This window comes from Methylobacterium sp. NEAU K (assembly GCF_030700285.1).
GTDB lineage: Bacteria > Pseudomonadota > Alphaproteobacteria > Rhizobiales > Beijerinckiaceae > Methylobacterium.
Genome location: NZ_JAUYZJ010000010.1, coordinates 12,590 through 33,946 on the forward strand (window position 1 = coordinate 12,590; position 21,357 = coordinate 33,946).

The 21,357-nt window shown below is 70.4% G+C and carries 18 protein-coding genes; 7 read left to right on the forward strand and 11 right to left on the reverse strand.

The window, feature by feature from the left end; genetic code table 11:
- Window positions 1-73 precede the first annotated feature (73 nt).
- Both Q8W67_RS10295 and Q8W67_RS10300 read right to left on the reverse strand, forming a co-directional pair.
- Window positions 74-1,660: an ABC transporter substrate-binding protein gene (locus tag Q8W67_RS10295; protein ID WP_305544747.1), complete on the reverse strand. Its 1,587-nt coding sequence runs from the start codon at window positions 1,658-1,660 to the stop codon at window positions 74-76.
- Between the two features lie 624 nt (window positions 1,661-2,284).
- Complete coding sequence (locus Q8W67_RS10300; RefSeq protein ID WP_305544750.1) at window positions 2,285-3,562, reverse strand: polyhydroxyalkanoate depolymerase; 1,278 nt, start codon at window positions 3,560-3,562, stop codon at window positions 2,285-2,287.
- 325 nt (window positions 3,563-3,887) lie between these two features.
- On the opposite strand from Q8W67_RS10300, the gene Q8W67_RS10305 reads away from it, so the two are divergent.
- The 5 genes from Q8W67_RS10305 (at window position 3,888) to purQ (ending at window position 7,402) form a co-directional block, all read left to right on the forward strand.
- The gene (locus tag Q8W67_RS10305) at window positions 3,888-5,273 is read left to right on the forward strand and encodes an ActS/PrrB/RegB family redox-sensitive histidine kinase (RefSeq protein WP_305544753.1); all 1,386 of its coding nucleotides are present in this window, start codon (window positions 3,888-3,890) and stop codon (window positions 5,271-5,273) included.
- A gap of 46 nt (window positions 5,274-5,319) precedes the next feature.
- Window positions 5,320-5,919 carry an ActR/PrrA/RegA family redox response regulator transcription factor gene (locus Q8W67_RS10310; protein ID WP_305544755.1) on the forward strand — a complete coding sequence of 200 codons (600 nt, stop codon included), beginning with the start codon at window positions 5,320-5,322 and terminating at the stop codon, window positions 5,917-5,919.
- A 141-nt stretch (window positions 5,920-6,060) separates the two neighbouring features.
- Entirely contained in the window at window positions 6,061-6,294 is a 234-nt protein-coding gene (locus tag Q8W67_RS10315; RefSeq protein ID WP_305544757.1) for a hypothetical protein, read from the forward strand.
- 188 nt (window positions 6,295-6,482) lie between these two features.
- Entirely contained in the window at window positions 6,483-6,722 is a 240-nt protein-coding gene (gene purS, locus Q8W67_RS10320; RefSeq protein WP_305544760.1) for a phosphoribosylformylglycinamidine synthase subunit PurS, read from the forward strand.
- On the forward strand, window positions 6,722-7,402 hold the full coding sequence (gene purQ, locus Q8W67_RS10325; RefSeq protein ID WP_305544762.1) for a phosphoribosylformylglycinamidine synthase subunit PurQ: 681 nt from the start codon (window positions 6,722-6,724) through the stop codon (window positions 7,400-7,402). Before purS ends, purQ begins: the two co-directional genes overlap by 1 nt.
- A 410-nt stretch (window positions 7,403-7,812) precedes the next feature.
- Here purQ and Q8W67_RS10330 read toward each other — a convergent pair whose 3' ends face one another.
- The 5 genes from Q8W67_RS10330 to Q8W67_RS10350 all read right to left on the reverse strand — a co-directional run bounded on the left by Q8W67_RS10330 (window position 7,813) and on the right by Q8W67_RS10350 (window position 14,503).
- Window positions 7,813-10,242 (reverse strand): penicillin-binding protein 1A, encoded by a 2,430-nt coding sequence (locus Q8W67_RS10330; protein WP_305544765.1) that lies wholly within the window; start codon window positions 10,240-10,242, stop codon window positions 7,813-7,815.
- Window positions 10,243-10,412: 170 nt separating this feature from the next.
- Window positions 10,413-11,675, reverse strand: a complete 1,263-nt coding sequence (locus Q8W67_RS10335) for an N-acetylmuramoyl-L-alanine amidase (protein WP_305544767.1) — start codon at window positions 11,673-11,675, stop codon at window positions 10,413-10,415.
- Window positions 11,676-11,812: 137 nt separating this feature from the next.
- Window positions 11,813-12,325: a hypothetical protein gene (locus Q8W67_RS10340; RefSeq protein ID WP_305544770.1), complete on the reverse strand. Its 513-nt coding sequence runs from the start codon at window positions 12,323-12,325 to the stop codon at window positions 11,813-11,815.
- A gap of 234 nt (window positions 12,326-12,559) precedes the next feature.
- Window positions 12,560-12,913: a phasin gene (locus Q8W67_RS10345; protein ID WP_305544772.1), complete on the reverse strand. Its 354-nt coding sequence runs from the start codon at window positions 12,911-12,913 to the stop codon at window positions 12,560-12,562.
- A gap of 315 nt (window positions 12,914-13,228) precedes the next feature.
- Window positions 13,229-14,503, reverse strand: a complete 1,275-nt coding sequence (locus Q8W67_RS10350) for a glycosyltransferase (protein ID WP_305544774.1) — start codon at window positions 14,501-14,503, stop codon at window positions 13,229-13,231.
- A gap of 211 nt (window positions 14,504-14,714) precedes the next feature.
- On the opposite strand from Q8W67_RS10350, the gene Q8W67_RS10355 reads away from it, so the two are divergent.
- Together Q8W67_RS10355 and Q8W67_RS10360 are read left to right on the forward strand one after the other, a co-directional pair.
- Window positions 14,715-15,983, forward strand: coding sequence for a glycosyltransferase family 4 protein (locus Q8W67_RS10355; RefSeq protein WP_305544777.1), 1,269 nt, complete (start codon window positions 14,715-14,717; stop codon window positions 15,981-15,983).
- A gap of 282 nt (window positions 15,984-16,265) precedes the next feature.
- A complete protein-coding gene (locus tag Q8W67_RS10360) occupies window positions 16,266-16,445 on the forward strand; it encodes a hypothetical protein (RefSeq protein ID WP_305544780.1) in 180 nt (59 codons plus the stop codon).
- A 54-nt stretch (window positions 16,446-16,499) separates the two neighbouring features.
- On the opposite strand, the gene Q8W67_RS10365 is transcribed toward Q8W67_RS10360, so the two are convergent.
- The 4 genes from Q8W67_RS10365 to Q8W67_RS10380 all read right to left on the reverse strand — a co-directional run bounded on the left by Q8W67_RS10365 (window position 16,500) and on the right by Q8W67_RS10380 (window position 21,248).
- Window positions 16,500-18,182, reverse strand: coding sequence for an acyl-CoA dehydrogenase family protein (locus tag Q8W67_RS10365; protein WP_305544783.1), 1,683 nt, complete (start codon window positions 18,180-18,182; stop codon window positions 16,500-16,502).
- Window positions 18,183-18,395: 213 nt separating this feature from the next.
- Window positions 18,396-18,602, reverse strand: coding sequence for a hypothetical protein (locus tag Q8W67_RS10370; RefSeq protein WP_305544786.1), 207 nt, complete (start codon window positions 18,600-18,602; stop codon window positions 18,396-18,398).
- Window positions 18,603-18,691: 89 nt separating this feature from the next.
- On the reverse strand, window positions 18,692-20,242 hold the full coding sequence (locus Q8W67_RS10375) for an FAD-dependent oxidoreductase (protein WP_305544789.1): 1,551 nt from the start codon (window positions 20,240-20,242) through the stop codon (window positions 18,692-18,694).
- A 115-nt stretch (window positions 20,243-20,357) separates the two neighbouring features.
- Window positions 20,358-21,248, reverse strand: a complete 891-nt coding sequence (locus tag Q8W67_RS10380; RefSeq protein ID WP_305544792.1) for a DMT family transporter — start codon at window positions 21,246-21,248, stop codon at window positions 20,358-20,360.
- Window positions 21,249-21,357: the final 109 nt, after the last annotated feature.

Here is a 21,357-nt window from a genome sequence, read left to right on the forward strand (position 1 = left end):
GAGACGCGGGTCCCCTCTCCCGCACGGGAGAGGGAGGGCATCGCGCCGAACGGGACGATCGCGTCGCGCCCCGTCACGCCTTCGACACGCCCCAGGTGAACGGGATCGGGCCCTTGACGATGCCCGAGACATTCTTGCGCCACGCCTGGTAGCCGAGGAAGAACCCGGTGGGCACGTAGACCACGCCCTCGCAGGCGGCCGCGTTGACCTTGTCGATGGCGGTTCGCTCGGCCGCCGGGTCGGCCGCGTCGAACCATTCGGAGATGGCCGCCTCCACGGGCGGCAGGTTCGGCCAGCCGAACCACGCCTTGTCGCCGTTGGCCCGCACCGCGGGATAGCCGGCCGGGTTGATGGTGTCGGCGCCCGCGTGCCAAGTGTGAAACATGTTCCAGCCGCCCTGGGACGGGGGCGCCTTGGAGGCCCGGCGGGTGCCGGTAGTGCCCCAGTCGGTGGCGACGAACTCGACGTTGAAGCCCATCTGCTTCAGGAGGTCGGCGGTGATGTCGCCCTGGGCCTTGGTGATCGCCTGATCCTGCGCCACGATGCAGACTACGGGCTCGCCCTTGTAGCCGGCCTCCTTGAGCATCCTCTGGCCGGCCTTGATGTCGCCCTTGCCGACGGAGGCCCCGCCCGCCTCGCTGTACAGCGGCGTGCCCGGCGTGAAGAAGCCCGGCAGCTTCTTCCACAGCGCGTCGTCGTCACCGACGATCGCCCGCATGTAATCCTCCTGGTTCATGGCGGTCATGACGGCCTGGCGGATCTTCGGGTTGTCGAACGGCGGGTGCAGGTGGTTCATCCGGAACGACCCGACATTGCCCAGCGGATCGGCGATGTCGACGTTGATGCTGCCGTTCTTGCGCAGGAGCGGCACGAGGTCGGAGATCGGGTTCTCCCACCAGTCGACCTCGCCGTTCTGCAGGGCCGCCGAGGCGGTGGCGGCGTCCGGCATGATCACCCACTCGACCCGGTCGACCAGGATGCGCTTGCCGCCCGCCAGCCAGGAATTCGGCTCGTCGCGAGGTTTGTAGTCGGCGAACTTCTCGAACACCGCCCGGGCGCCGGGCACCCACTCGCCGCGGACGAACTTCATCGGGCCGGAGCCGACATACTCGGTGATCTGCGTGAACGGGTCGGTCTTGGCGATCCGCTCCGGCATGATCAGGGCCATCGGGGCGTTGGTCTTGCCCAGCGCGTAGAGGAGTTTCGGGAACGGTTTCTTCAGGCGCCACCGGAAGGTCCGGTCGTCGACGGCGGAAAGGTCGTCCTGGATTGAGCGGATCATCAGGCCGATCGGGTCCCGGGCCATCCAGCGGGTCAGGCTCGCCACCACGTCCTTCGAGAGCACCGGCTCGCCGTCGTGGAACTTGAGGCCGGAGCGCAGCCGGAAGGTCCAAGTCAGGTGGTCCCCCGAGACCTCCTCGGACTCGACCATCTGGCGCTGCGGCTTCAATTGCTCGTCGACGCCGTAGAGCATGTCCCAGACGAGGGTGCCGGCGTTGCGCACCACGTATTGCGTGCCCCACACCGGATCGAAATTCGCGAGGTTCGCCTGTGGCACGAAGCGCAGCACCTTGGCGCCTTGCGCGACCGCCGGCATCGCGATCTGCGGGGCGGCCAGCCCGAGCGCGGCCGAGCCCTTGAGGAACGTCCTGCGGTCCATCGTGATCTCTCCCTGGCCGGTGCGGGTCTCAAGCCCTGGTTGCCGGCCCGCACCTTGTGCGCGAGTGTGAACGGTTATGCGGCGAAGGCGCAATGCCCGACTGTGGATCGGGGCTAGCGCACGCGTCCTCCCGCCCGCCGGGTGCGGAGCAGAGTCAGGGACGAAACGGGCGCTGCGGGATTTGCGGTCATCGGCATGCGGGGCGGTTCACGCAAGCCTCGCGCCAGCTTCGCCGACGCGGTAAATTATGTGCACACAGCGCCCTGTGAACGCGCCCTCAGGCGACAGGCTCCCCCGCCCGCTCGGGTTCCGTATTCACCCGGCGTCGGCGGATGAGGGCAGCTTCCGGATACGCCTCCACCTTCCCTCTCTGCGAGGGAGAGGCCGCGTGATGTTTCCGGACCGACCCCCTTTCGGGCCGCGGGCGCTTCTCGACGCGATGCGGGGATCCCGTAGCCCGAGCGGGGAAGGGAGCGCGCTGCGTCCAACCGACGGCGCAAGGGCGTTCGAGACGCAAGTCCGTCCGAAATCCGTGCGATCGCCCCGCGGCGCCGGAGCGCAGCGCGGCGAAATGCATCCGGCCCCGTCGAATCGGGCTCGACCCACCGCGGGCCCGGCTTCGCGTCAGCCCACTCGGCGCAGATGCCCGCCGCGCGCGCCGGGAGCCGCCTGCATGGCGCGGACGAAGGCGGCGATGCGTGGGGCGATCACCGCGCGGTAGCGGGAGCCGTTGAACACGCCGTAATGCCCGACGCCGCCCTGGAGGTGGTAGGCCTTTCGGGCGTCCGGCAGGTTCGGTGTCAGGTCGAGGGCCGCCTTGGTCTGCCCGACCCCGGAGATGTCGTCGTTCTCGCCCTCGACGGCCAGAATGGCGCAGCGGCGGATCGCCCCGAGGTCGATCAGGGTGCCGCGGTGCCGCATCCGGCCCTTGGGCAGCGCGTGGTCGACGAACACGGTCTGCACGGTCTGGAGGTAGTACTCCGCCGTGAGGTCCATCACCGCGAGGTACTCGTCGTAGAACTCCCGGTGCTTCTCGGCCGAATCGCCGTCGCCCGTCACCAGGTGGTCGAACATGTCCGAATGGGCGGTGACGTGTCGGTCGAGGTTCATGGCCATGAAGCCCGACAGTTGCAGGAAGCCCGGATAGACCCGCCGCCACGCGCCCGGATAGATCGGCGGGACCAGGCTGATCGTGTTGCGCTCAAACCAAGTCTGGCCCCGCTCCTGGGCGAGGCAGTTCACCGCGGTGGGCGAGCACCGCGTGTCGATCGGGCCGCCCATCAGGGTCATCGAGGCCGGCACAGCGGGGTCGTCCGCGGCCTCCATCAGGGCGACTGCGGCGAACACCGGCACCGCCGGCTGGCACACGGCCATGACGTGCAGGTCCGGCCCGAGCACGGCGAACATCTCGGTCAGGTAGTCGATATAGGCGTCGAGATCGAACTGCCCGGCGACCAGCGGCACCATCCGGGCATCGGTCCAGTCGGTGATGAACACGCGATGGTTCGGCAGCATCGCCTCGACCGTGCCGCGCAGGAGCGTGGCGTAGTGCCCCGACATCGGTGCGACGATGAGCAGCTTCGGCTGGGGCTCCGCCGGAGGGGTGATGAAGGCGCGCTCGAACGCGACCAGGCGGCAGAACGGCCGTTCCCAGACGATGCGCTCGGTCACAGGGACCGGAACCCCATCGACCACCGTCTCGGTCAGTCCGAAGGGGGGCTTGCCGTAGCGGCGGGTCACGCGCTCGAACATCTCGCAGCCGGCGCTGACCGCCCGCGCGTAGGGCCCGTAGGCCAGGGGGTTTCCGGGCAGCTGGAGACCGTAGCGGGTGAGGTCAGCAGCTACCCGGGCCGGCGCCATCAGGGCACGCGCACCCTCGAACATCGAGTAAGCCAGGAGCATCGCAACCTCACGGTCTCTGGCGCTCTCCGACACGAGGGACACCTGTCCGTCGCGGGAAGAAACGCGATCCGGGCTACCGGACGCCTCCGGCTTTTCCAGGCCGCGGCGTCCAGCCACAGACAGGCTCAGAGCCTGTTGCAACCCGGCACGCAAGCATAAGGTTCCACCCTGAACGATTGTGGAACATCCCGGCCGCCGCGCCACTTGCCTGTGACGACGTTCCTCGTGACGACTCGGCCCGGACCCCTTGCCCGGCCCCCCGCCCACGCGACATGCGCCTGGGATCCGGCCGGCACGGCCCGACCGCGACGCACCGATGCACCGCATGCCCGACACTGATCTCAGCGGCCTCGGCCGCGATGCCCGACACCTGCGGCTCGACACCTTCGTCCGCCTGCGCTGGCTCGCCATCACCGGCCAGAGCGCCGCCGTGGTGGGAGCGCAGTTCGGCCTCGGCCTGCCCCTGCCCTTCGGCTGGTGCTTCCTGGTGATCGCCACCTCGTCCTGGCTGAACCTCGCGCTGCGCATCCGCTTCCCGGCGAGCTACCGCCTGAGCGACGATTCCGCGGCGCTGCTGCTCGCCTTCGACATCGTGCAGCTCGCGGCCCTGCTGTTCCTCACGGGCGGCCTGCAGAACCCGTTCTCGCTGCTGTTCCTCGCCCCGGTCCTGATCTCCGCGACGGCGCTGCCGCCCGAGCGGACCCTGGCGCTCGGCCTGCTGGCCGTGGGGCTCGCGACGCTGCTCGCCCTGGTGCACCGGCCGCTGCCCTGGTTCTCGGACGGGCGCCTCGAGCTGCCCTTCCTGTACATCTCCGGGGTCTGGACCGCGATCCTGCTCGGTACGGCCTTCACGGGCGTCTACGCGTGGCGGGTCGCGGAGGAGACACGGCTTCTCGCCCAGGCTCTGGCGGCGACCGAGCTCGTGCTGGCGCGCGAGCAGCACCTGTCGCAGTTGGACGGTCTCGCGGCGGCGGCGGCCCACGAACTGGGCACCCCGCTCGGCACAATCATGGTCGTGACCAAGGAGCTGATCCGCCAGCTCGGGCCCAGCGCGTCGCCGGCGGTGGCCGAGGACCTCAACCTGCTGCGGGAGCAGGTAGACCGCTGTCGCAGCATCCTCGGCAAGCTGACCTCCCTGGACGGCGACGGCGCGGGCTTCCTGGAGACGGTCACGTTCAGCCATCTCGTGGAGGAGCTGGTGGCGCCCCAGCGCGCGCTCGGCGCCGACCTGGCCGTGTCCAGCGCCGGCGACGGCACGGAGCCTGCCTGCCGCCGCAACCCCGGGGTGATGTTCGGCCTCGCCAACATACTCGACAACGCCGTCGACTTCGCCGAAGCCCGCGTTACCGTGGAGGGGCGATGGACCCAGGATCGGGTCTGGATCGAGATCCGGGATGACGGACAGGGCTTCTCCAGCGAGGTGCTGCTGCGGGCGGGCGAGCCCTACGTCACGACCCGCAGTCCCGATCGGCCGCAGGCGGGCGAGACCGTGGGGGCGGGCCTCGGCCTCGGCCTGTTCATCGCCAAGACCCTGATCGAGCGCTCGGGCGCACAGATGGCGCTGATGAACGTCTCGGCACCCGGCGCGCATGGCGCCATCGTGCGGATTTCCTGGGCCCGCCATATTTTCGAGCGGGGTGCGGCACCGCGTCATTCCCCGGATCACAATATCCGAGCGCCCCTGCCCCCGCGCGATGTCGTGCCTATATAAGGATCGGACCAAGTACCTACCGACGTAAACTCGAAAGGAGTGCCGGATGCTGACGCAGCCCGGGACAGCAGCGGCCGTCGATGCTGCCGTGATCAGTGATGCCGATCCGCTCGCCGCCTTCACCGATCGTAGCCTGCTGATCGTCGATGACGACAAGCCCTTCTCGACGCGGCTCGCCCGCGCCATGGAGAGCCGCGGCTACCACGTTCAAGTGGCCGACAGCGTCGCGGACGGCGTGTCCGCGGTCGAGGCGCGAGCCCCCGCCTTCGCGGTGATCGACATGCGCCTCGGCGATGGCAACGGCCTCGATGTGATCGCCCGGCTGAAGGAGCGTCGGCCGGAGGCGCGCGGCGTGATCCTCACCGGCTACGGCAATATCGCGACCGCCGTCACCGCGGTGAAGCTCGGTGCCTTCGACTACCTCGCCAAGCCCGCCGATGCTGACGAGATCCACGGTACGCTTATGGCGCAGCCCGGCGAGCGTGCCGACCCGCCGGAGAACCCGATGTCGGCGGATCGGGTCCGCTGGGAACATATCCAGCGCGTCTACGAGCTGTGCAGCCGTAACGTCAGCGAGACGGCCCGGCGCCTGAACATGCATCGGCGGACGCTGCAGCGGATCCTGGCCAAGCGCGCGCCGCGCTGAGGGCCGGTGACGGCGATCCCGGGCCGACCCGGGATCGCGTGTGCCGCCGCGCGGTTGCATAGCCCCTCCCCGGTGAGGTAGCTGCAGGCGTCCCCGGAAGGTTTCGCCCCGGGGCACAGAATCGACCGGGGGACGAGTGTCGTGAACGGGCGCAATGCCATCACCATCCTGAGCATGATGGTCCTCGTCGGCACCGAGGTGTTCGCCGTGGCCATCGCGGCCGGCTGGGCCATCGCAGGCCTGTTCGATTTCGGCGAGCGGGTGGGCCACGTGCTGATGGGTGTCTTCAGCGTGTTCGCGGCGTGGATCATGCTCCAGCTGTGGCGTCGGGCGACCAGCATCGAGCCGCTGCGGACCCGACCCTCCCACCGCTAGACCCGGACCAGCTTGGTGGATCGGCCTTGGAATCTTGGTCCGGGATCGGGCCGGCTTTCGCCGGCGAGGCCCCCGACAGGAGGTTCGACAGGCCGGCGTCCTTCCTGCTAGAGACGACCGACCCTGGCCTGTGTAACGATGCCGCAGGTTCCATCCTTGTTCCGCCGATGCGGGAGACCCGAAGCCTCATGAAAGCCCGTATCATCGTGACCCTGAAGACCGGCGTGCTGGACCCACAGGGCAAGGCGATCGAGGCCGCCCTGAAGTCCCTCGGCATCGAGGGCATCGACAGCGTGCGCCAGGGCAAGGTCTTCGACCTCGATGTGTCGGCGAGCGACGCCTCCGCCGCCGAGGCAATGCTGCGCACGGCCTGCGAGAAGCTCCTGGCCAATACCGTCGTCGAGAAATACGCGATCGAGATCCTCTGATGCACGCCGCGGTCGTCGTCTTCCCTGGTTCGAACCGCGAAAGCGACGTCGCCCGGGCGTTGCGCCGGTCGGGCGCGCGCGTGAGCCTGGTCTGGCACGCGGACCACGACCTGCCGGCCGGGACCGATCTCGCCGTCCTGCCGGGCGGCTTCTCCTACGGCGATTACCTGCGCTGCGGCGCGATCGCCGGGCGCGCAGCGGCGATGGATGCCGTGCGGGCCCACGCGGCCCGGGGTGGCCTCGTGCTCGGCATCTGCAACGGCTTCCAGATCCTATGCGAGTCGGGCCTCCTGCCCGGTGTCCTGATGCGCAATGTCAACCGGCGCTTCATCTGCCACCGGCAGACGCTCCGGGTCGAGCGCGCCGATACGCGCTTCACGAGCGCCTATAGGCAGGGTCAGGTCATCGACGTCTGCGTCGCGCACGGCGAGGGCAATTACTTCGCCGATGCCGAGACGCTGGCGCGGATCGAGGGCGAGGGCCGCGTGGCGTTCCGGTACTGCGACGCCGCCGGGACCATCACGGTCGAGGCCAACCGCAACGGCTCCCTCAACGCGATCGCGGGTGTCTATGCGGAGGGCGGCAACGTTCTCGGAATGATGCCGCATCCGGAAAACTTCGTCGACGGGCTGATCGGCGGGACCGACGGGCGCGGGCTGTTCGACAGTCTGGCCGCGTAAATCATGGACCGAAAACTTATTTTAACCTATTATTAACATTCGTTTGAAATAAAGAGGCATCCAGAAGTTCTGGATATCGAGCTGGATCTCTCTCGTCCGCTCTGTTTGATGCCTCCCTGATGACTCATCGAAGCCGCCCTCACCGGGCGGCTTTTTTCTGTCCGGCGGGACGCGGTCCCGGACCGGGCAGCCTATGAAGTTCACATATCGGATTCCGGTCCCCGGCGGCTCAGAGGCAAGCTTTGTCCGGAGAGGGCGCGCATCTCCGGCTGCTGCCCCGTGACCGCGTCCCCGATGCAGACCCGGGTAGCCCGTAGCCGCAAGGAGGAGGAAAGCACCGCGTGTGTCGATGATCCGTTGCGACGATCTCCCTCGATCCCGACCGATGATCGGGATCGAGGGAGTCTGCCTCAGTACAGGCCGCCCGCCTGCGCGGCCCGGTCGGCATCCGCCGGGACCGAAGCGGGGGCCGCGGCCTGGCCGGCCGAGGAGGGCGGCGCGACGTAGGAATCGGGCGGCGCGGTCCCGGGCTTGAACGCCTCCAGGATCGTGCCGGCGCCCTCCCCCGAGCCGGCCCGGGTGCCGGAGGCGAGGTTCACGCGGATCAGCTTGATGCCCGGCGGCACCCGGAACGGCGTCGGCGGCTTGTCCTTCAGGGCGACCTTCAAGAATTCGAGGGCGATGGGCGCCGCGAGGCCGCCGCCGGTGGCGCGGTCGCCGAGCGAGCGCGGCTTGTCGAAGCCGATATAGATTCCGACCGCCAGATCCGGCGAGAAGCCCACGAACCACGCGTCCTTGGCGTCGTTGGTGGTGCCGGTCTTGCCGGCGAGCGGCTTGCCGATCTGCTTCAGCAGGGTCGCGGTGCCGCGCTGGACGACGCCCTCCATGATCGAGACCATCTGGTAGGCGGTGAGCGGGTCGAGCACCTGCTCGGAATCGTCAACCAGCTTCGGCTCGTCCTGGCCGGACCACTTCTCGGCGTCGCAGCCGATGCACTTGCGGTTGTCGTGCCGGTAGATCGTCTCGCCGATGCGGTCCTGGATCCGGTCGATCAGGGTCGGGCGGATGCGGCGCCCGCCATTGGCGAGCATCGAGTACGCCGTGACCATGCGCATGACCGTGGTCTCGCCGGCGCCGAGCGACATCGGCAGCACCGGCAGCAGATCGTCGTAGACGCCGAAGCGCCGGGCGTACTCGGCGATGAGCGGCATGCCGACATCCTTGGCGAGCCGCACCGTCATCAGGTTCTTCGAGTGCTCGATCCCGTAGCGCAGGGTGTGCGGGCCGCCGGACTTGCCGTCGTAGTTCGAAGGCGTCCAGGCCTCCTGGCCGGGGCCGGCCTCGATGGTGATCGGCGTGTCCTGCACGATCGACGAAGGCGTGTAGCCGTTGTCGAGCGCCGCCGAGTAGACGATCGGCTTGAACGAGGAGCCGGGCTGACGCATCGCCTGCGTGGCGCGGTTGAATTCGGATTCGTCGTACGAGAAGCCCCCGACCATCGCGTGGACGCGGCCGGTGTTGGGATCCATCGCCACGATGGCGCCGGAGACCTCGGGCTTCTGGCGCAGGCGGTACTGGCCGCGGCCGCCATCCATCGCCTCGACATAGACCATGTCGCCGGGCTGGAGGTTGGGCCGGCCCGCCCAGCGCATGCCGTCCGGGACGATCACGCCGGTCTCGCGGTCCTTGGCGACCTGGCCCGACGCTTCGCGCTTGGGCTGGAGGCCGACCTGCACGCCGCCGCCGCCGTTGCCCAGCACCACGGCGAGCCGCCAGGGCGCGACGTCGCCCAGAGACGGGACCTCCGCGGCCGCCAGGCCCCAGTCGCGCCCGGTCAGATCCACCTTGGTCACGGGGCCGCGCCAGCCATGAGCCTGATCGTAGCGCACAAGACCGTCGACCAGCGCCTTGCGGGCCCAGCCCTGCATCTTCGGGTCGAGGGTCGCGCGCACCGAGAGGCCGCCCTCGTAGAGCTTCTTCTCGCCGTAGCGCTCGGAGATCTCGCGGCGCACCTCCTCGGTGAAGTAGTTGGCGTTGGCGGCGTTCGGGAAGGCGACGCGCGGGTTGACCCCGAGCGGCATCTTCTTGGCGGCATCCGCCTCTTCACGGGTGATGTAGTTGTTCTCCGCCATCAGGCGGATGATCTCGTTGCGGCGATCGAGGGCCGCCTGGGTCTTGCGGTAGGGGTGATAGTTGTTCGGCCCCTTCGGCAGCGCGGCGAGGTAGGCGGCCTCGTTGATGGTCAGTTCGTGGACCGACTTGCCGAAATAGTCGAGCGCGGCCGCGGCGACGCCGTGCAGGTTCCGGCCCGGCACGATGGTGCCCAGAAAGATCTCGTTGAGGTACAGCTCCAGGATCTTGTCCTTGGAGTAGGCCGCCTCGATGCGCAGGGCCAGGAGCGCCTCGCGGATCTTGCGGTCGTAGGTCTGCTCGGAGGAGAGCAGGAAGTTCTTGGCGACCTGCTGGGTGATGGTCGAGGCGCCCTGGCGCTTGCCCGACTTGGCGTTGGTCAGGAAGGCGCGCACGATGCCCTCGGGATCGATGCCGCCGTGCTTGTAGAAGTTCTTGTCCTCGGCCGACAGGAAGGCCGCGACCACGACCTTAGGCATCGCCTGGATCGGCAGGTACAGCCGGCGCTCGCGGGCATACTCCGCCAGCAGCGAGCCGTCGGCCGCGTGGATGCGGGTCATGACCGGAGGCTCGTAATTGGCGAGCGCGGCGTGGTCGGGCAGGTCCTGGCTGTACTTCCAGTAGAAGTAGCCCCCGGCTGCAGCGCCGACCACGAACAGCACCGCGCCGGCGCTGAACAGGATCCCGAAGAAACGAAGGATCAGACGCATCCGGTGTTCCGCTCGTCGCTGGCCCGGCCGCATGCCGGGTTCGGCTCATCCGGCACGGGCGTCGATGCTCGACGCGGCCGGCTCCCGGACGCTCCCGTGAGGCCCCCTCGGAATGCCGGTTTCGACGGCGGTGCGACGGGGCGTTCGGACGGCCCGTATCGACACTCTATCTATGGTAAAACTGGGGCGGCGGCCGCCGACCGGCGCGTGACTGCCGGGCGCCCCAGCGTCGCGCGATTGGTGAAGAACAGCTCGATCGCCTTGGCCATGGAGCCGGTGACGCTCGCCCGCCAGTCCGGCGATTGCAGCATCTCCAGGTCGTGCTTGCTCGAGAGATAGCCGAGTTCCACCAGCACGCTCGGCACGTCGGGGGAGCGCAGAACCATGAAGCGCGCCTCGCGGTGAGGCTTGGAACTCATCTCCATCACCGGAGCGAGTTGGCCCATCAGGGTGCGGGCGAAGCCCGAGGAGAAGCCGCGGGTCTCCCGCAGCGTCAGCTCCTGTAGGATGTCGGCGATGTCCGGGGGCGCCTCGGCGGCGTCGGTGCCGGCCGCGGCATCGGCCCGGTTCTCGCGCTCGGCGAGCCTGGCGGATTCGACGTCGGTCGCCTTCTCGGCATTGGTATAGATGGTGGCGCCGCGCACCTGCGGCGCCGCCGAGATCGAATCCGCGTGGATCGACACGAACAGGTCGGCCCTGGCTTCGCGGGCGAGGCGAACGCGCTCGGCGAGCGGCACGAACACGTCCCGGTCGCGGGTCATCCGGACCCGGTAGCGGCCGCCGGATTCCAGCTTCCCGACCAGCGCCTGGGCGAAGCCGAACACGATGTCCTTCTCGAACACCCCGCCCACCGCGATCGCCCCGGGATCGGTCCCGCCATGCCCGGCATCGACCATGATCAGCGGGCGCTGGTCCGTGGGCTCCGGGGCGGCGCTGCGCGCCTGCGCGGGCCTGGGATCGCCGGAGGCGGCCGCCTTGCGGAACGCCTCGCGGTCGGCGCGCTGGAGCGGGATCGTGAGCAGCACGGCGCCGTCCCGTTGCCGGGTCACGGTCTCGATCCGCCCGATCGTCGCCGGCGCAGCAAGGTCGATCACCACCCGCGAGCGCCCGGGGGCGAACAGGCCGTAGCGGAAGGATTGCACCAGCCCGTCGCGACGGCGCCCGGACTCGGCATCGAGCTGGAAGTTGACCTCCGGCAGGTCGATCACCGCCCGGTCCGGCCGCTCCATCACGAAGCCGCGGGCCTCCACGGCCCGGGACAGGGTCAGGGTGAGCCGCGTGGTGCCGGCCTGGCTGGCGAGATCGGCCCCGATGGCGACGGCAGGGGCCGGCCCGGCAGGCTTGTCGCCGTTCTGCGCAGCGACAGGGGCTCCCGCCAACGCAAGGGCGAGGCAGAGGCATGCGGAACGGATCAGGCGCGCGCGGCTCGGCATCGGTCCGGTGTCGTCTCCCGTGCCCTCCGTTACGGCATAGGACCGACGTGGTTAACCGATGGTTGCCCCGGACGGTTCGATCCGGTCGCCGTTGTTGCCGCGATGCGACAACCCGGGACAGGCGGGGCGATGGCGCGTCAGCGGAACGCGACGACGCGGCTCGCCTGACGGACGACCGTACTCCAGCAGGTCAGCGAGGCATCGGCGGCACGCTGAACCTCGCCCATCTGCAGGCGGACCACGTCGGCCGGCGAGCGGGCATCCGAGAGGGCACGCCAATGGGCGACGACGGCCTCGCCCTCGCCCTGCATGTAGCGGGCGATCGTGGTGCCGATGCCGGCGATGTCGAGGCGAGCGGGCGCGAAGGTGGCCCGGCGTCCTGCGGAGGGGCTTGCGTCCGCAGCGGGAGGGACCGGAACGGTCGGGAGCGCCTGCACGGTCGCGACGACCGGCTCGCCGGCATCCACCGGAGCGTGCCGCACCTCCTGTTCCGCGTCGTTCCGGCTCGGGGCGACGGCTTCGGGGCTCTCGGCGGCCGACGGTTCGGTGCGGGCTTCGGGCACATCCGGCTCGAGGGCCGGCTTGGGCTCGAGGGCCGGCTTGGGCTCCCAGGCGGAGCGGGGACCTCTCGGTCGACGCGGCTTTCCCATTCGGGCGATCTCCTCGTCCGCGCCTGCTCATCGTGGCGGAGGGGCGGCCGGAGGAAAAGACCGCCGTCCGCGCGGCTTGTCCGACGGCGCCTCGCCGGGCGCGTGACGCGGCGGCACAGGATCATGAGGTCCGGGCGGATGGCGTATCCCTCCGGAACCTCGGAACTTGACGGTGCCGCCCCGGTCGGTTCGGGCACCGCCGCGATCGGTCCGCGACGGCGGACCGGGCCGGCCTCAGCGGGCGGCGTTCTGGGCGAGGGCGCCGAAATCCTTGGCCTGGGCCTGAAGCGCGGCGAACTGGCTGCGCACGAACTCGGACTGCAGCTCGAAGGCCTCGCGCAGGTCCTTGGTGCGCACGAGCTTCTGCGCGAAGTCGAAGGTCGCGTTGGCGTTGGCCTGCGCGTGATCGAAGCCCTTGGCGAGCGCCGCCGTCATGGTCGACTGGAGGGTCTGCCCCGAAGTCTGGACCTGCTCGGCCGCCTTCACGGCGTTCGCCATCATCGTGCCGACGGCGTTGCGGGCCTGGTCGACGCTCTTCTCGGCGAAATCGCGCATCTCGGTCGGGATCTCGAAGTTCGGGGTCTGCATCGGAGTCTCCAGGACGCTGTCTCGGGGCGGAACGCCGATCTGCGTCCGCGGTGACGCGCCTCTATATGTTGCACTGCAACAAGAAGTCAAGTGCATGTTCCGGGCCCTGAGCCGACTTCGGAATGCCCGATAAAATTCCGAACCCGCGTCTCCACAAGTCCTCGCACCACCGTTTCGGCGAACGGATCGCCGAGGATAGAGCTCGGCCGTTTCCCGAATCATCTTCGCAGGATCAAAACGGTCTTATGCCGATTTACATCAATCTTATTGGCTGTCGATAGCCCCGAGAAGGGGGCTGAGTCTTGTCGGCCGGGATCAGGCCGGCCCCGCTTCGGATCGGCTCAGCCTGGATCCCGACCCGGCATGGTGCATCGCACCCGCGGCGGTTCCGACGAGCCCGGCATAGAGGGACCGGAGCGCGGCGGCGTGGCTGGCGAGGGTCATCGGCTCCGCGCGGAAGCGGGCGCGGGCCTCGGCCCCGAAGGTTCCGGCGCGGGCGTCGTCCCGCAGGGCCGCGAACGCCGCCGCCAGGGTCCCGACCTCGGGGACGACCACGAAGCCGGTCTGCCCGTCCCGGACCTTCTCGGCGGCCCCGGACCGCTCGGAGACCACCACCGGAATGCCGGCCGCCAGGGCCTCGTAGACGGTGAGCGGCCCGGTCTCGTACCAGCGCGACGGGGCGGCGAGTGCGCGGGCGCGGGTGCGCAGCAGCTCCCAGACCGCTCCGGGCGCCTGCCAGCCGATCACCTCGACGCCCGGCCTGGCACGCAGCGCCGCCTCCAGGGGGCCTTCGCCGATGAACAGGGCGGGAAGGCCTGCGGCACGGGCGGCATCGGCCACGAGGTCGGCGCCCTTCTCCCGGGTCAGGCGCCCGACATACGCGATCGCGTCACCCCGGGCGGGGTCCGCCGCCGGCCCCTCCGAGGGCCGGACCGGGTTGTCGATGCGATGGTGGGTGACGGTGTAGCCGCCCAGCAGATCGCCCAGCCGCCGCCGGCTGGCGTCGCAGACATGGACGACGTGGAGCGGACGCCCCCGGAGCGCCTGACGCAGCGTGCCCGTGCGGGCGACGCGCACGAGCTTGTGCAGGCGGCTGCGGGGGTCGCAGGGCGCGGCGAGGCAGGCCGCCGAGAGCGGCGCGAGCCCGCAGGGCTCGGCCCGGTCGAACCGGTAGTAGACCCCGTTCGGGCAGGCCAGGGCATAGTCGTGCAGGGTGACGACCACCGGCACGCCGAGGCCGGACAGGACCGGGAACACCGCCGGCGACAGGGTGCGGGTCCACTGGTGCAGGTGGACGCAGTCGGGCCGCGCGGGGAGCGCGCCGAGCGCCGCGGCGAGCCGGCGCGCCGCCGCCGCATGCCAGATCCCCGCCGCCGCCGCCCGGGCGCCCGCCAGGGACCAGATGTCGGGCAGGCCGAGTTCGATGCGCCGGATCCTGGCGTGATCCAGCATGGGATCGACCAGACCCGGGATCGCCTGGACGTAGGTCACGTCGAGGCCCGACTCGGCGAGCCCGCGGGCCGATTCCAGGGCGACCTTCTCGGCGCCGCCGCTGGCGGTCGCGAACTCGGCCAGGATCACGACGTGCATGGACAATCTCGCTCGCGCATCGTCCCGAAGGTGGCTGCCGGCTTTCGGAAAAGACGATGCAACATCAAAGCCCTGGAGCATCGTCCTGGGTCCGATGCCCAGGGCGACGCTCCAGCAACAGCCGCGAGGATAAGTGCGGGCGGGTTTACGGGCGATCAACCGCCGGTCGTTACAGACTTCGATCCCGGATCAGAGCGGCGGAACTCCTGACGTGCACGTCGTCCTCGTCGCCGACCATGCCTCGATCAACGGCGGCCAGGCCAAGGTCGCGATCGAATCCGCCCTGGGGCTCGCCGCCCGCGGATTCCGTGTGAGCCTGTTCGCGGCCGTCGGCCCGGTCGACAAGCGGCTGGAGGCCGCCGGCATCCGCGTCGTCTGCCTGGAGCAGGACGACGTCACCACGGCGCGCAGCAAGCTGGCCTTCGCGGCCCAGGCGATCTGGAACCGCGCCGCGGCCCGCGCCCTCGCGGCGGAGCTCGCCGCCTGCGATCCTCGGGACACCCTGGTCCACGTCCACGCCTTCGCCAAGGCGCTCTCGCCCGCCATCGGTCCGGCGTTGCGGGCCTCCGGCCTGCCCTGCCTGTACACGATGCACGAGTTCTTCCTGGTCTGCCCGACCGGCGGCTTCTACGCGTATCCGGAGCAGCGGATCTGCCACCGCACGCCGATGTCGGCCTCCTGCATCCTGGCGAACTGCGACGCGCGCAGCTACCCGCGCAAGGTCGCCCGGATGATCCGCCACGCCGGGCTCGCGCACGTGGCCCGGCTGCCGGAGCTGTTCGCCCACGTCATCACGATCAGTGACCTCCAGGAGAGCGTGGTGCGGCCGCTCATGCCCGGCGGCACCGTGTTCCACCGGGTCGACAACCCGATCGCGGTCGCCCAACAGCCGGTGCAGGCAGGGCCGCCGGGCGACTTCCTGTTCGTCGGCCGGATCTCCACCGAGAAGGGCGCCCCGATCTTCGCCGAGGCGGCCCGGCGGGCGGGGGTACGGGCGGTCTTCGTCGGCGATGGCTCCGAGCGGGGCGACCTCGCCGCCCGCTATCCCGAGGCCCTGATGCTCGGCTGGCGTGATCCCGCCGCCGTGGAAACGCTGTTGCGGCAGGCCCGGGCGCTGGTCTTCCCGAGTGTCTGGTACGAGGGCCAGCCGCTGACCGTCTACGAGGCACTGGCCTGCGGCACGCCGGTGATCGTCAGCGATGCCTGCGCGGGCCGGGAGGCGGTGCTCGATGGCACGACCGGGCTCTGGTTCCGCTCGGGCGACCCGGATGCGCTGGCCGCGCACCTGCGCCGCCTGTCAGACGACAGGCTCGCCGCCCGGATGGGCCAGGCCGCACACGCCCGCTACTGGGCTGCGCCGCTCACCCCCGAGGTCCATCTCGACCGGCTCGAGGGCGTCTATGAGGCCGTGATGATCGGGGCGTCCGCACGCGGGCGGGTGGCGGAGCCGAAGCCCGAGCGGTCGGCGGTGACGGCCTGAACCGGATTCGCCGTGCCGTTCAGGGCCTGATCGATGGATTGCATAACCGAAGGGCCCCGAGTTCCGGGCAAGACGCGCGCCCTCCTCCCCCTTCAGCGAGCTGCGATGCGTGAATCCGCAAGGCCCGCTGCGGGGCGGGAGACCGGCGCGGCGTCTGCTGACCGGACGTCCTTCACGTCGCAGGAAGCCTCGCGGGGCCGAGAAGATCGGAAACTCCCGCCCTCCGTCGCGTTGACGCGCACAGGCACCATCGCGTGCACCCGTCACCGGCGAGGGAGAACCATGGCCGAGGATCAGAAGCGTCAGAGCGCGACCAAACCCGGGCTCCGGCAGGGCAGCGCCAAGCCGGACGACAAGCGGAATCCCGAGAACGAGCAGGAAAAGATGGACGAGCGCCTGGACGAGGCCCTCGAGGAGACGTTCCCGTCGAGCGATCCCGTCTCGGTGAAGATCACCAAGTGAGACCGGTCGTCGGGCGGCACGGTCCGCCCGACGGTTCTTTCCGGATCGGCCCGCTCAGGCGGCTTCGAGCAGGCGCCGGGCGATCACCTGAGCCTGGATCTCCGCCGCGCCCTCGAAGATCGACAGGATGCGGGCGTCGCACAGGATCCGGCTGACCGGATATTCCAGCGCGAAGCCGTTGCCGCCGTGGATCTGGAGCGCGTTGTCGGCGGCCGCCCAGGCCACGCGGGCGCCGAGCAGCTTGGCCATCCCGGCTTCCAGGTCGCAGCGCTTGCCGGCATCCTTCTCGCGGGCCGAGAAGTAGGTGAGCTGGCGGGCGATGTTGATCTCCACCGCCATCATGGCGAGCTTGTCGGCGACCCGGGGGAAGTTGACGAGCGCCTTGCCGAACTGGACCCGCTCCTCGGCGTAGCGCAGACCGACGTCGAGGGCCGACTGGGCGACACCGATGGCCCGGGCCGCGGTCTGGATCCGGGCCGACTCGAAGGTCTGCATGAGCTGGGCGAAGCCCTTGCCCTCGACCTCACCCAGCAGGTTGCCGGCCGGCACCTCGAACCCTTCGAAGGCCAGCTCGTATTCCTTCATGCCACGGTAGCCGAGCACCTCGATTTCGCCGCCGGACAGGCCCTGGACCGGGAACGGGTCGGCATCCGTGCCGCGCGGCTTCTCGGCGATCAGCATGGAGAGGCCGCGATGACCCTTCTCCTCGGGCTTGGTGCGCACCAGCACGGTCATGATGTCGGCGCGGACCGGATGGGTGATCCAGGTCTTGTTGCCGGTGATCTTCCAGACGTCGCCCTCCTGCACGGCCCGGGTGCGCAGGCTCGCGAGGTCGGAGCCGGTGTTCGGCTCGGTGAAGACGGCGGTGGGCAGGATGTCGCCGCTCGCGATCTTCGGCAGGAAGCGCTGCTTCTGCTCCTCGGTGCCGCCGCACAGGATCAGCTCCGCGGCGATCTCCGAGCGGGTGCCGAGCGAGCCAACGCCGATATAGGCCCGGGACAGCTCCTCCGAGACGACGCACATCGCCGTCTTCGGCATGCCCATGCCACCGTATTCCTCCGGGATGGTGAGGCCGAACACGCCGAGCTCGGCCATCTTGGTGACGACCTCCATGGGGATGTAGGCGTTCTGCAGGTGCCAGGCGTGGGCCTTGTCGACCACCTCGGCCTTGCCGAAGCGGCGCATCTCGGAGCGGATCGCCTCCATGTCCTCGTCGAGGCCCGAGGCGCCCACCGTGGCCGCGCCGCTGCCGTCGCGCATCAGGGCGACCAAGGCAGCGCGGTTGTCCGGGGTGTTGCCCTCGGCGATCAGCGTCTCGACCGCCTCCGTGCGGTACTGCGCCACCTCCTTGGCCGAGAGGCCGAGCGACCCGGTCGGGCGGACCATCTCGCCCTGGCTCATCGGGATGCCCGAGAAGAGCTGATCGAGGTACTCGCCCGCGCCGATCCTGACGAGGAGCGCCTCGGTCTCCCCGAACCGGCCTTCCGCCTGCAGGCGCTCGGCGTAGCCGCCGAGTTCGGCGACCGCCTCCGCGTAGGTCGCGAGCCACGCCAGCCCGTGAGCGGCGTGTTGCTGCGCCTCAAGCTTGCCCGCATCGATCCGACCGTCGGTGCCGAGGATGCGGGTCCGGACACGCCGCGTGGCTTCCGCCACGAGCGCCTTGGCGCTCTCGCCGGCGGCCTTGGCCAGGGTAACGAGGTCCTGTGGCTGTGACTGAATGGCGGGGGATGCGGACATGATTTTTTGCTCGCGTGGCGTCTTATTGGATTCTCGTCTTCTAACCCGCCCGAGGCCGGGGCCGAAGCAGATTTCGTTTGGCCCGTCTTGAACTCAAGTTGAATGCGATGCCGCGCCCTCAGTGCTTGCGGCCGGGTTCACCCTTCGCCGACGTGAAGTCCGGCCCGGTGTTGAAGAGTGCGGCCCGGCGAGACCTTGGCGGCCGGGCGCGGCTCAGTGCTTCTGCTCGCAGCGCGTCTTCACATAGGCGCCGTCCTCGCCCTTGAAGCCGGAATTGGCCGCGAGCACCGGGCCCTGGATCAGACACTCCTGAAGCGTGTGGGCCGGGCCCGTGACCACGTCGATCGCCGTGTCGCGCGAGCAGTCCGGAGCCTGGACGGAGGCGGCGCAGATGAGCGCGACGACGAGGATCTGGTTCATGCGGCCTCCCAGGGTCCGGCTTTTCCAGCCCGGCTCTTCGGCGCCTGGGCATCGTCAAGCGAAAGACGCCGTCGGCCGCCGTGGTTCCCCTACACCAGGGCATGAAGATCCGCACCGCGCTCGATCGCCTCGGGGGTCGGCAGGCGACCCTCGCCGAGGAGGTGCAGGAACGCCGTGAAGGCCCGGTTGCGGCCGATGCTGCAGGCCGCAGTGACGCGGTCCGCGCGGACGTAGAAGGCGATGAAGTCCAGGGCCTCCGGGTCTCCCTGCAGGATGATCCGGTCGAAGCCGGGCGCGTAGCCGCCGTAATCGAGGCGCTTGTCGCCCTGGTTGCTCCAGAAGAACGGCGCGTCGGCGAACCCGCCGCTGGCGCCGAGGATCGCCCGGGCGACGTACATCCCATGCTGCTGCGCCAGCCGCCAATGCTCGATCCGAGCGGTGAGCCCGCTGCCGCGCTCCGGGAAGGCCGCGATGTCGCCGGCGATCCAGACCCTGTCCGCCAACCTCAGGTCGGGGCCGACCGGGATGCCGCCGCTCTCGTCCGGCTCCGCCCCGGCGATCACGCCGGTCTCCGGCAGGGCGCCGGCACCGATCAGCACGATATCGGCCGGCAGCCTCTGTCCGTCCTCGGTCTCCACCGCCTGCACGCGCCCGCTGCCGGCGATCCGGGCTACGCTCCCGGTCACGAACGCGACGCCGTTGCCCGCATGGTAGCGCTTCAGCGCCGCGCCTACGGCCTCGCCGAAGCGCTTGGCGAAGGGCACGGCCTCCCGCGACAGCACCGTGACGGACAGGCCGCGCTTGGTCAGGAAGGCGGCGGCCTCCAGGCCGATGAAGCCCGCGCCGATCACCACGACGCGCCGGCCCACCTCCGCCGCCGCGCTGAGGCGCAGAGCGTCGTCGAGGCTGCGCAGCGTCATCACGCCGTGGAGTTCGCGCCCCGGAAAATCCGGCACGGCAGCCTGGCTGCCGGTGGCGATCAGCAGCGCATCGGCCTCGAGGGTACGCCCGTCCGCCAGCGTGACCCTGCGCGCGGCCGGCTCGATCCGGGTCACCGTGGCCTCGATTCGGTCGACCCGGTGGGCGGCGGAGAAATCGGGCTCCAGCAGGGTCTTCTCCGCCGGGGTGGGCTTGGCCAGGAACTGCTTGGAGAGTTTGGTCCGGTCGTAGGGCGGGTGCGCCTCGCGCCCGACCATCGTGATCGCGCCGGAGAAGCCTTCGCGGCGGAGCGTCGTGATGCAGGCCGCGGCCGCAGCACCCGTACCGACGATCAGCACGTGCGCGATCGGCGTCTGGGCCTGCTTGGGCCCGACGGGCTCGGGCGCGAGCGTCGCCACCGCCTCGCCGCCCTCGATCCGCACCGGATAGCGGGTGAGCGATTCGAGCGCGGGCGGCTCCTCCAGGGTGCCGTCGGCGACCGAGAACGCCGCCTTGTGCCACGGGCAGTAGATCCGTTGCCCGCAGATCTCGCCCTTGGCGAGGGGCGCCCCGAGATGCGGGCACTTGGCCTGGAAGGCGCGCACCCCGCCGGCATCGCGCACGAACAGCACTGCGTCCTCGCCCGCCTTCCCCTCGGCCATGCCGCCGGGGGGGATCGCGTCCAGCGCGAGCCGGATCTCGCGGGGCTTGTCCTGCAGCATGGTTGCCTCCCTCGGTGGCGGCCCGGGCCATGACGGGCCCGCGCGCATCAAGTCGCGACGCGGCCCAGGGTTGCCGGCCAGCGCGGTCGCAGGTCCCACCCGTCCGGCGGGCGGCTCAGCCTCGGCTCGCCACCGCGACCCCGAGCGCCGCCACCGCCATCCCGGCGCCCTGCACGAGGGTGAGCACCTCGCCGAACAGCAGGAAGCCCAGGCCGGCCGCGACCGGCGGCACCAGGAAGAACAGGGCGGCGACGCCCGCTACCGCACCGCGCCGGATCAGCGCCAGCAGCAGCAGGATCCCGGCCACCGAATTGACCAGGATCGCCCAGGCGAGCCCGAGCCACAGGGCCGGGGCCGGATCGAATTCCGGGCTGCCGAAGGCCAGCGCCAGCGGGATGGCGCAGGCCATGCCACCCACGAACTGCAGCGTTGTGTTGGCGAGGAGGTCGCCCCGGCCGCCGGTGCGCTTCTGCCAGAGCGTGCCCAGCGTCAGGGCCAGGACCGCCACGAGGCTGACCGCCAGCGCGCCCGGCGGGATCCCGGACGGGTCGGTGGCGCCGAGCTTCGGGGCGAGCACGAGGCCCGCGCCGATAAAGCCCAGCAGGATGCCGAGCGCCCGCCTGGCGCTGACACGCTCGCCCAACAGCGGCCGCGCCAGGAGCGCGGTCAGCAGCGGCTGGAGGCTGCCGACGAGGGCCGCGATCCCGGCCGGCAGCCCGCGGCTCACCGCCCAGAAGACACCCGACAGGTAGACGCCCTGCATCAGGAATCCGGCGACCACGGGATCGCGCCAGCCCGCCCGGTTGCCCGGCCAGCGCACCCGCGCCGCCGTCGCGATCACGGCCAGCACCAGGGCGACGCCGGTGAACCGGAAAGCCGTGAAAGCCAGCGGGTCGGCGTGCGGCACCACGGCGCGCGCGGAAATGAAGCCCGTCGCCCAGATCGGGACGAACAAAGCTGGGAGGGCGCTGGCCGCGAGCGTCGAGGGTCGTTCGGGATGGGGCATGGCCGGGCGGACGGAGCATGCCGCCGCGCGAGTGGCAACGATGATTCGGGCCGCCGAACCGCACGGGCCGACCGAACGCGCCCGGCGTGGCCGGGGCGCTTCACCGGGC